We start from the raw sequence: 10,619 nt of genomic DNA, 5'->3' as shown, positions 1-10,619 counted from the left end.
AAACCACCTCCCCTCTCCTTCGTCGAGGTACTCCTCCTTGCCAGGAGGAGAGCTGATTTACAGCTTGCAAAACACTATATATGTGAATGTTTGAATCTTTTCGAACACTAAAAGGCAACGCCCCAAGCACATATATACAATGACAATCCAGGCTGTAGGTCTGGAACATTTATAATACGCTTATCCATAAACTATGGGACAATCATTATCATAATCAACCCAAAAAGAACATCATAAGCATTTATCCTATCAAGAGGAGGTTGAAATGTTTTTTAAGCCTGTGCATATGGCTTGAAATGAAAAAAAGCTGCAGCATGCTTTGACAATCACTGATCATCACACTCAATCCTGCAGCTTAATTTCTCTAGTTTCTTGTTGGTCTTTTAGCGGGGCGCTTAGCGGGTTTTTGCGCCGGTTTAGCAGGTTTAGCCTGCTTTACATTGCTTTTATTGACTGGCGCTGTTTGCTTGTTCTTTGCCTTGCTTTTGGCATTGGATGATTTAGTATTGGCCTTTGATGGTTGTTTTTGAGATGTTGTAGCCTTGGCAGGTGTTTTAACCGTGCTGTTTTTCTTGTAACTGCCTTCCTTTTTATTGGCTATTACAGTGTTGGAAGTATTTCGATTGACCGTATAGTTGTTGTAAGTCTTGTTATTATTAATGATAATGGTATTATTACCTCCTCGTCGTCCGCCATAGTAATGGTGGTGATGATGACGATGACGCCCAAAATAAATATTAATGGAAATAACAGGATAAGGATGATAGTATACCGGGTAGTAGCCATAATAATAAGGCGGGTGGTATGGCACATAAACAGGCGAATAGATATACTGAACTATGGGTTCCGATTCTATCACTACAACTTGGGCAGGCTCGCTCTTCACAACTACAGTATCGGGACCTGAATAGGCGGGATTGGCCGTAATGGCTTCCTTTTCTGTTTTTGGTTCAATCACATAGTCTTTACCGTACAATTCTTCATCGCCAACCATTTGCACGCTTACTGTACCGGCTTCATCTTTCGATACCAGTATAACAGCAACATCCTGTACCTCCTCTTTTGTAACATCCACCTGGAGTACAAATGCAAAATCGTCGCCATCCTGTTGGGTCTCCACTTTGATAAAATCCACATCGCCATCAAGGTTTAAATCCAGGTTATTGATCCCGGTTTCCTCCTTATTTAAGCTGGCTTCAAACTCTTCTATGGTTTTCGATTCCTGAAACAGCTTAAGTGTGGCATATAAATCCAGGTTATCTCCAGGTAAACCGGTACCCTCGTCATTTATCGCACGGGCAGTTGTAACGGTACATACCGTTAATAGAAAAAGAAAGGCAATCCTGCCTAAGAGGGTTGTTTTAAAGTTAAAAGTCTTCATCATTAAAGCTTATGTTATTGTGTTCATTATTGATGAAAATGTCATTACCCTACTCATGAGAAGGCCCTGGTAAATTAAACCATACCATTATTATCACTTTCACAGGAGTATAGAAACAATAACACTGTATATCATCAGGTCCCTGCGAAGTTATCGTTTTGAGTCGGTGCTGCACATAAGCATGATGACAGTAACTCTTTATTTTGATAAATAGTTGTATTTACAGGAGGAATGAAATAAAAAGTCGGATGAACTAACTGGCGCATACAAGACAATAAGCCATATGAAGTTACTAATTAAGTACAGAGGGTGTTCCAAAATAAAGTTGAGTCTCTCAAACCATATATAATGTCAGAATTGCCTAAACTCAGACAATTATCTTTTATTTGTTTGCCCTCTAAGCCATAAATACCTGATTCTCGAACACCCTCTTTTAATAAAACTCTTACATCAGGAAGAATGCTGAACATTCATTGATAAAATCTCTTTAATAATTCCGGCGTGTGTATCACTGAACTCCAGTTTAACCCAGTCAATGAGTTCTATTTGCTCTTCAGGTGTTATCCACGATAAGGTCTTTCTCAACTCTTTCCTAAATAGAAACTCACTATCTCTCACGCCCTTCAGTACAGTTTTATATCCTTCCAGCATCGTTTATACTATTTATGGTTAGTTGTAAAAGGATGTCAAAAATTCATGTTTCACCCAAAGTGCGATAGCTATCGCACCACTTAGAATTACGCAAAGACCGCCAGGCATATGGTATTTTTATTCAATACCTTGCGAACTTTGCGTACTTTCTTTTCGCGCACTTTGCGAGAAATATGTTTCATTTTGAACACCCTTCTTTACTTATTTGATTTCAATTTGTTTTGGTGGTCTTGGCTTCATCTCATCACGTTTAGGAAGTGTAATGTGTAAAATGCCATTTTCATAATTAGCGCTTATCTTCTCAGCATTCACCATTGTTTCCGAAACGGTAAAGGAACGCTGGAAAGACTGATAACTAAACTCACGCCTGGTTATTTTACCTTCACTTTTTTCCTCTGTTTCATTTTTCTTTTCAGATGAAATAGTCAGACGACCATTGTCATAATTAAGCCTAAAATCATCTTTTGTCAAGCCCGGAGCTGCAACTTCGATCAAAAATTCATTGTCATTCTCCTCTACATTAACCGCAGGTAGGGTTGTATCGGTGCTTGAAAAGTTTGTTCTATTCCAATCCATCAATTCTCCATCAAAAAATCTATCGAAGATTGAAGGAACTGATGGGAACCAGTTGTTAGATAATTTTGCAAGTGTCATAATTATGTCCTCCAAAAATTTAGTTCAACAAATTTTAATTAACTCACCTACATTTTTTCAAACTCAATGCCAAATATTAAGCCCTGCATACAAAGGCAACATTTCTACATTGGTAGTCAGCTATTTATTTTTTTCGGGTCGATAAAACGGAACATCGCCACACAGACAACTTGACATGCAAATTGACACTAACCACGTCATTATGACTGAATTACCTGACAATAGTTCACCTACTAAGAGATGCCTGGTTAACTGCATCCTTATCTGGTTCAACTTTTAATTGATAAAACTAAACCCGGTAAGAAGTATTCTTACCGGGCCTGTTTTATCTAGATACTACATTATGTCATACGATTTAAGAAGTCTTACTCACGGCACCCCTTCTTCTTTTCATCTTTTTGAATAACCTGAAGTCGTTCTTCAATTTGAAACTCACAGCATCCCTTGTCTTTACCTGATTGTTTTTCTTTGATCTCTTCAAACTTAATAGTACAACAATCAGCGCTTTTCTTTGATTTTTTAAATAATCCCATACGTCTAATAATTAAAATGTTAGTATTTATCAACCTTTTTTATTCACCCATTCCTGTTGTATCTTACAGGATGATATTGAATGCATAACCTGAAATAACCGCTACCAGGAAAATGACTGTAATAAAAGATACCAGCAGCTTTCTTTTAAATATTTTAGCCAACATTGTCATTTCAGGTATAGCCATACCTGCTCCTCCAATAATCAAGGCAATGGCAGTTCCCATTCCCACTCCTTTGCTTATCAATGACATGGCAATAGGTATGGCTGTTTCAGCCCTTATATACAGTGGAATACCTATGATAGATGCCAGGGGTACAGCAAACACATTACCTTCACCTGCATATTTAGCAATGGTTTCACCTTCGGGCAGATAACCGTATATGGCAGCTCCTATCCCCACTCCTATAAACAGGTAGCCTAATATCGGTTTTAATGACTCCCAACCAGCCTGTAATGAAATAGTTAATTTCTTGCTTATGGTTAATTTCCTTCTGACATCAATGCCATCCACCACCATATCCTTGCCTCCACTTACTTTAACAGCCTTTACATGTTTGGAAAAGCCCAACTTATCCAGTGCCAGTCCAAACAACACAGAAAGCGTAAAAGCCAGGGCAAAATAGATGACAGCATTCTTAAGTCCTACAGTGGCGGCCAACATGGCAACAATGACAGGATTTAACAAAGGTGATGAGATGAGGAATGACATGACTGAACCAAATGGTAAAGAAGCATTTAAAAATCCAACAGTCATGGGTATGGTCGAACATGCGCAAAATGGGGTCACAGCTCCAAAAACAGCGCCGGCGATATTACCCATCACTCCTTTGCCCCTGAATAATTGTTGCAATTTGTTTTGATTTACATGAATCATCGCATACTCAATGATAGCCGTTATTGCAATAAAGAGCACAAAGAGTTCCAAGGTGATAAAAATAAAGTTGCCAAGTGTTTTTGTCAGACTGTCATAAAATGGTGTTGCCTGAATACTTAAAACACTATAGAATAAATTCCTGATGGCTTGTATTAATCCTTCCTGCATATTATAAATAATTTAATTGGTTACCAGTGTGATTGAAGTTCTTAATTGGGACAGCATGTATCCGACTGCTGCATACCTGTTGTTTCTGTAGATGATGCACAACAGTTCTTTCCCTGCTTTGTAGTATTCTTATCATTCATTAAGAAAGTAGCTGATACAGCGATCAATCCCAACCAAAGCATCACTTTGGCAATACGATTAGATCCTTTATCAATACTACAGCACGATTGTTCTTCTGAAGTATCAGGTGTACAACACGAAGCTTTGTTTTTGCTGGGTTGGGGTTTACGATAAGTGGTATAAAAGCCATACATCAGGGCAATGACAGCTATGCCAGTGAACCAGCTCTGATACTGTGAAAAGAATGCCAATTGCGAAACGCCAATTCCAAACCAGGCTAAAAATGCTGCGATCACAGGAAAACCACAACAACTGATAATTCCAAGGAAGCTCAATGCAGATGTTATAAATCCAATAATGGATGTGCTTACTAATATTTTCCGACTCATTCTGACGAGATTTAATTGTTATTTTTTCGATTCAATTAGGAAGTCGAAAACACAATCAAAAAGACACAAGAAAGAAGAAAAAAAGTCCGAAATAAATTAAAGCATCAGCGTATATACTTGTTTATCTTAACTTTAGAAATACGAATATAGTACGCCTTTTTTTATATAAAAGAAGTCATTCATGTTAAAAAGAGTTAGATTTTAGTTGGTAATTTATTGAATTATATGAATCACAGATAACTATTCCCTATTCCGTTTTTGAATAAGCTTCTGTTCTTCTTCCAACAAAACGCTACAGCTCGATTTTATGGTACAACCGGCAAAAGCACCGCTTTCAGTATATTGAATATCACAACATTCAAAAAACATCTCCTGAAGTTTCTTGCGACCACGCTGACACCTCATTTTAGCAGCCGATAAGGATATATTTAGTTGTAAGGCAATATCAGCCTGCTTAACATTATCAATATCACTCATATAAAGCGGTACCCTGTATTCATCGGGCAAAAGGTTAATCATCGGTATAATAAAGTCTTCAGTAGTTATATCCGGTTCTTCAGCCTGCTCCAGGGCTTCAACATCTTCATAATCTGCACCTGGTGCATCTTTTCGATAGCGATCAGCTATTACATTTCGGCTAACCTGAAACAACCACGCCTTTACATTCTCTATTGTTTTTTTCTTACTGTAGGCATCAATCATCCTGCCCATTACTTCCTGCGTAATGTCTTTGGCCATTTCTGCATCAGATACCTTTTTTACCACATAGCCTAATATCTTATCATAAAAATCAGCAACAATCTGCTGTGGCTGACAACGCTCAAAGTTACATGTCGAATTCTTCATTACAACTCAATTTACCTCACTAAAGAAACCGTAAAGTTATCGTTTTAGTTGAACCATTCCCTTTTTTATCTGAAGTCTATCAAGAGTTGATAAATTGTCTAATCGTCTAATTGTCGAAAAAGTTGATGAATTGAATTGTATTGAACCAATCAGCTTCTAAACTTTATAAGTAACGCATTGATAAAAGAGTTGAAGAGTTTAACAGTTGAGGAGTTTAACTTTCAACTGATAAACCAATCAACTTCTAAACTTTATAAGCAACGCATTGATGAAAGAGTTTAAGAGTTTAACAGTTGATTCACGTCAGACGATAACTAAAATCCTACATTTTTACTTCCTCTCACCTCTCAGCTCTCACCGCTCACCGCTCTTATCGCAATTCCATCTAACAAACCTTGCCATTTAATTTCCTTCCTACATTCGATAATATACCTACAAGACATTACTTTTGCAGCTAATAACTGAAAACACGATGTATAACTTCGATTACACCAACCAAAACCACCTTATATTCTTATCGCTGGGTCTTATAATAGTGGCCTTGGTTTTCTTTATTATCAGGTACAAAATCAAAGCTTATCTTCAGGAGCGAAAAGTACGTAAGCGTTTTGAACGCGGCAATAAACTGGAACTTCAGGCCAGGAGTTTCCTGAGAAGCAAGGGCTACACCATTATCGATTATCAAAGCATTTACGAACACAAATACATGGAAGATGGTGAAGTGATGTATGCCGAAATACAGCCCGATTATATTGTGAAGAAGAATGGTAAAAAATACATTGTCGAAGTTAAAAGTGGCAGCCAGGCTATTAGCGCCCGCAACAGAAACACCCGCCGTCAGTTGCTGGAATATGACTATGTGGTGGAAAATGACGGGGTATTTTTGCTTGATATGGAGAAGCGTCAGCTCAAGCTCGTACAGTTTAAATCTAAAATGGAGCGACGCTCAGGACGTCTGTTAAAAGCGGTTATTATTGCCGCCATTGCAGGTATGGCTATTCCCTACTGGCCGGTTAAAGTCGCCATTGGTTTAGTATTGGTTGTTGTCTTTGCTTTTGAGAGCAAGTATTGATCTCAGTTAAAAAAAATGTTCTACAGCTGAAATGATAACACGCTTTTAATAGCACTATTTCCTTTACTTTCCTGAAGTTCATGATCCTTGTATTTTAAGTTCGTTTTCTATTTTCAACAAACATACTGCGATCAATAGCTCTTTGCAATGACAGTGCATGCATTGTAATTTGAAGAAAATCCCAACTATCAAACATTGTGATAGTTAAGTACTTTTAGATACTACTTATGTTTATTGCATTAACTCAAACCACGTTAGAGAAATGGCCCTTTTTGCACAAAATGCCTAAAAAGTACGTGAAAACATCATTTTTTGAGTCTGTTTGACCCTTTTTCGGGTCATTTTCGACCAACAATCGGTCCTTTTTTGGTATTTGTTCGGTAATCCTTCGGTAATTGTTCGGCTACGCGCGTAAGCGAACAATTACCGAAGGATTACCGAAGAAGCTCCGAAGAGTTACCGAAGAAATTCCGAGGCGGAGTCGAAGTTGGTACCTTGCGTGGTGCAATAAATCCCGATGAAGTGTATACTCAAGGGAAGAAAATAGTCACTTATCCATTTATTTGATGAGTACGTGTAGTATTAAAAAAGCCACTTCCGTGGGGAAGTGACTTTTGATCATCCATCACTTGTATTGATCAGGCCTATCTATAAATCTGAAAGTTATTCTTTTATAAGGCTTCAATAGCCGTTTTTAAATTGCTTACCGAAGGATGTGTATTATTACCACCGGCCTTACAACAAAAAAAGTCAGAACTTTTACGCATCCTGCTTTGTATCGGTAATAATTATTTCGCGTAGTGAGACTGACTGTGGCAGTTCGTAAGCATACTTAATGGTTTTAGCCACATCACTGGCTGTGATATTTACTGCTCCTACTGATTCCTTCCAGTCGTTATACCCATCAATAATAGCCTGATCGCTTGTGTGCCCTAACAGTTCGGTACTAACAGCACCTGGCATTATTGACAATACGCGAACATTATATGGTGACATCTCTCCACGGGCAACGCGGGTTAAGCCGGTAACACCAAACTTACTTGCACAATAGGCGGCATGATTTCCAAAGGGCTGCACGCCTGCTATTGACGAAACATTTATAATGGTACCAGACTGACGCTCTTTCATATCATTCATCACGATCTGCATGCCGTTCATGACCCCCATAACATTAACATCCAACATGGTTTTCCATTCCTGTGCGTCCTGTGTGGCTATATCACCCAAGAGCATGACCCCTGCGTTATTGACGATCAGTTCGGTTTTTCCATATTCAGCTTCTGCTTCACGAACAGCAGCTTCAAATTCCTGCTTATCACTTACATCTACTTTTCTACAGATAGTATGGGGCAATTGCAAGGCCTCCATTTTCTCAACACGCCGGGCCAGTAAAAGCAATGGATAGCCATCTTTGGCAAATTCTTTTGCTATTTCAAGACCAAAACCTGAGCTCGCGCCGGTAATGACGATCAGTTTATTATTAGTATTCATAATGATAACTTTTATAGTAACAATACTCATTTATACCTTTGTAAATAAGGCATTGCAAATGTACACCTCATGATATTCGTCTCAAAATACTTATTTTTGATGTCTGTTATAAGATAAAATTATGGATGAACGCCTACTGAGATTTTTTGTAGCTATTTACGAAGAAAAGAATCTGTCAAGAGCGGCAGAAAAGTGTTTTGTTTCTCAACCCAATATTTCCAATGCCCTTAAACAACTGGAGGAAACTATAGGTAAAGAACTATTTACCCGTCATAAACGCGGAGTGGAAATCAAAGAAGATGCACACTACCTCTATCCTATAGCAAAACGCTTGCTTGGTGAGTTAAACGCCATTCCCGACCTTTTTAGACAAAGTCATATCAGAACAAAAGTCGTGATTGGCATTGCCGATAGTTTACCCCCGGCATTAAAGCATTCATTTTTTAAAAAGATGAGCCATCTTTTAGGAGAAATTGAATGGGATGTGCGTCCGATCGGACGAGAGTGTGAAGTTAATCTACTTGTGAGGGAATGGAAGTTTGAGGAACACCTGTTTCTACCCCTGATTAAAGAAGATTACGTACTCTGTATTCCAGAAAACCATCCTCTCGCCAATAAAAACAGCATTGAAATAAGCGACTTAAGCGGAGAACCCTTTATCCATTGTCCCCCTTGTGAAGCGCATCAACAGTGCCTGTCCATACTGAATAACACAGGTGATAAATGGAATACGATCGCCAATTGCCAGAGTAAAACAGAAGTGCTGACCTTGTTAATGGCGGGGCTGGGTATCACCTTTTTACCCAAATACCTGGTGAAGGATAAACCTGGGATTCACATTAAAGAGTATAATGGTCCCAGGTACTTCCGCGAGATCGGCTTATCCTATGCCCGTAAAAGTCTGAAAAACCCCAGGGTTGCCGAGATGATTGACTATTTATCCAAATACGGGCTTAAGTTTGACTAAAGCCCCCTTATTGAAACATTTTATACAAACAAATTACTTTCCCTATATTTGGCCATATGCAACACTTCAAGACTATTATCGACTATTGTACAGCCATAGGTATCGGTGCCCCCAGGCACCCTCACTTTGATATTCGCAGTTTTGAAGATAACATGGGTAAGGTCATTCCACAGATGCCGCCTTTCAGACATGAATTTTATTCCATTGCCATTAAAGCCGATGGAGGTGGTAAAGCCATCACAGGCCATCATGCCGATTTCCCAAAGGGCGTAACCGTATTTTTCAATTCGCCTTTTCAAATACTATCGTGGGATATTGTTCCCAACTGGTCGGGCTTTTACATTATGATCTCACAGGATTTCCTGGCATCATCGCACCATTTTGACCGTTTACTGGACGACTATCCCTTTCTGAAGATCGATGAGTCCATACCTTTTGAAATAAGCGCCAATGATTTACCGGAAATTCTAAGTATCTATCAACGCATACAAGAGGAGTATGTAAGTGACAATGCCGATAAATTTGCCTTTATACAGGTTTACCTCCTGGACTTACTAAACCATATTAAGCGTCTGTTCACCAGGAATGTAGATAGCACAACAGCCAGTGAGCAAATTCGCACTGCTGACTTAAAGCTGCTATCACGTTTTCAGAAGCTTATTAAAACAAGTTTTTATCCTGAAGCTAAGCTGGAGACTTTTGCCAACCTGCATTCTCCTACTTATTATGCACAATTATTGAGTATTCATCCCAATCATTTAAATGCAGTGGTGAAATCCATTACAGGCAAGACTGCACTTAATCATATTCACAACCACATCCTTAAACTGGCTAAGTCAGAACTAATTCAAACCAATAACAGTGTAAAGGAAATCGCCTATTCCCTGCATTTTGAATCACCCAATAATTTCAGTTCCTTTTTCAAGAAGAATACAGGTATTACACCTCTTACTTATAGGAAAGGGAATGTTGAAGGTGAGGGGGTTGAAGTGTCGAACTGTTGAACTATCTGTCGAATCGTCGAACTGCTAAATTGTCGAACTGTTGATAGAGTTGATGAGTTTAGTAGTTTATAGTTGAATGGACTGACTGCCTGTTGAACTATCTGTCGAATCGTCAAACTGCTAAATTGTCGAACTGTTGATAGAGTTGATGAGTTTAGTAGTTTATAGTTGAATGGGTTAACTGCCTGTTGAACTATCTGTCGAATCGTCGAACTGCTAAATTGTCGAACTGTTGATAGAGTTGATGAGTTTAGTAGTTGAAATCTTACATCACATCGAGCATCCTAACATCCATATGTCGAACCGTCGAACTGTTGAAGTGTCGAACTGTTGAACTGCCAGTGAGTTGAAAGAGTTGATGTGTTTAGTAGTTTATAGTTGAAATCTCACATCACATCGAACATCCTAACATCCCAATCCTCTTTCTTTGAAATTTATACTTCTTGCTTTGAAATGCTAAATCCCTC

11 protein-coding genes are annotated in these 10,619 nt (G+C 38.6%); 3 read left to right on the top strand and 8 right to left on the bottom strand.

The genetic code is table 11. The features are described 5' to 3' along the window. Positions 1-364: 364 nt before the first annotated feature. From ACRD69_RS22630 to ACRD69_RS22600, 7 genes are all read right to left on the bottom strand, one after another. The gene (locus ACRD69_RS22630; RefSeq protein ID WP_430817436.1) at positions 365-1,384 is read right to left on the bottom strand and encodes a hypothetical protein; all 1,020 of its coding nucleotides are present in this window, start codon (positions 1,382-1,384) and stop codon (positions 365-367) included. 447 nt (positions 1,385-1,831) lie between these two features. Beyond that, positions 1,832-2,032, bottom strand: coding sequence for a hypothetical protein (locus ACRD69_RS22625; protein WP_430817435.1), 201 nt, complete (start codon positions 2,030-2,032; stop codon positions 1,832-1,834). Positions 2,033-2,233: 201 nt separating this feature from the next. Beyond that, on the bottom strand, positions 2,234-2,686 hold the full coding sequence (locus ACRD69_RS22620; RefSeq protein ID WP_430817434.1) for an Hsp20/alpha crystallin family protein: 453 nt from the start codon (positions 2,684-2,686) through the stop codon (positions 2,234-2,236). 365 nt (positions 2,687-3,051) lie between these two features. Next, positions 3,052-3,219, bottom strand: coding sequence for a hypothetical protein (locus tag ACRD69_RS22615; protein ID WP_430817433.1), 168 nt, complete (start codon positions 3,217-3,219; stop codon positions 3,052-3,054). A gap of 63 nt (positions 3,220-3,282) precedes the next feature. Further along, positions 3,283-4,263: a permease gene (locus ACRD69_RS22610; protein WP_430817432.1), complete on the bottom strand. Its 981-nt coding sequence runs from the start codon at positions 4,261-4,263 to the stop codon at positions 3,283-3,285. Positions 4,264-4,304: 41 nt separating this feature from the next. Continuing rightward, on the bottom strand, positions 4,305-4,772 hold the full coding sequence (locus ACRD69_RS22605; RefSeq protein ID WP_430817431.1) for a MerC domain-containing protein: 468 nt from the start codon (positions 4,770-4,772) through the stop codon (positions 4,305-4,307). Positions 4,773-5,012: 240 nt separating this feature from the next. After that, a complete protein-coding gene (locus tag ACRD69_RS22600; RefSeq protein ID WP_430817430.1) occupies positions 5,013-5,618 on the bottom strand; it encodes a sigma-70 family RNA polymerase sigma factor in 606 nt (201 codons plus the stop codon). 472 nt (positions 5,619-6,090) lie between these two features. On the opposite strand from ACRD69_RS22600, the gene ACRD69_RS22595 reads away from it, so the two are divergent. Then, positions 6,091-6,690 (top strand): Dna2/Cas4 domain-containing protein, encoded by a 600-nt coding sequence (locus ACRD69_RS22595; protein WP_430817429.1) that lies wholly within the window; start codon positions 6,091-6,093, stop codon positions 6,688-6,690. Between the two features lie 759 nt (positions 6,691-7,449). On the opposite strand, the gene ACRD69_RS22590 is transcribed toward ACRD69_RS22595, so the two are convergent. After that, a complete protein-coding gene (locus ACRD69_RS22590) occupies positions 7,450-8,181 on the bottom strand; it encodes an SDR family oxidoreductase (protein WP_430817428.1) in 732 nt (243 codons plus the stop codon). Between the two features lie 121 nt (positions 8,182-8,302). Between ACRD69_RS22590 and ACRD69_RS22585 the strand changes: the two genes are divergently transcribed. Then, positions 8,303-9,148: a LysR family transcriptional regulator gene (locus ACRD69_RS22585; RefSeq protein WP_430817427.1), complete on the top strand. Its 846-nt coding sequence runs from the start codon at positions 8,303-8,305 to the stop codon at positions 9,146-9,148. Between the two features lie 56 nt (positions 9,149-9,204). After that, positions 9,205-10,152 (top strand): helix-turn-helix domain-containing protein, encoded by a 948-nt coding sequence (locus tag ACRD69_RS22580; protein WP_430817426.1) that lies wholly within the window; start codon positions 9,205-9,207, stop codon positions 10,150-10,152. Positions 10,153-10,619 lie beyond the last annotated feature (467 nt).

This window comes from Carboxylicivirga agarovorans, from assembly GCF_050589845.1.
Classification (GTDB): Bacteria; Bacteroidota; Bacteroidia; order Bacteroidales; family Marinilabiliaceae; genus Carboxylicivirga; species Carboxylicivirga agarovorans.
This window is presented reverse-complemented; position numbering and strand designations above follow the sequence as displayed.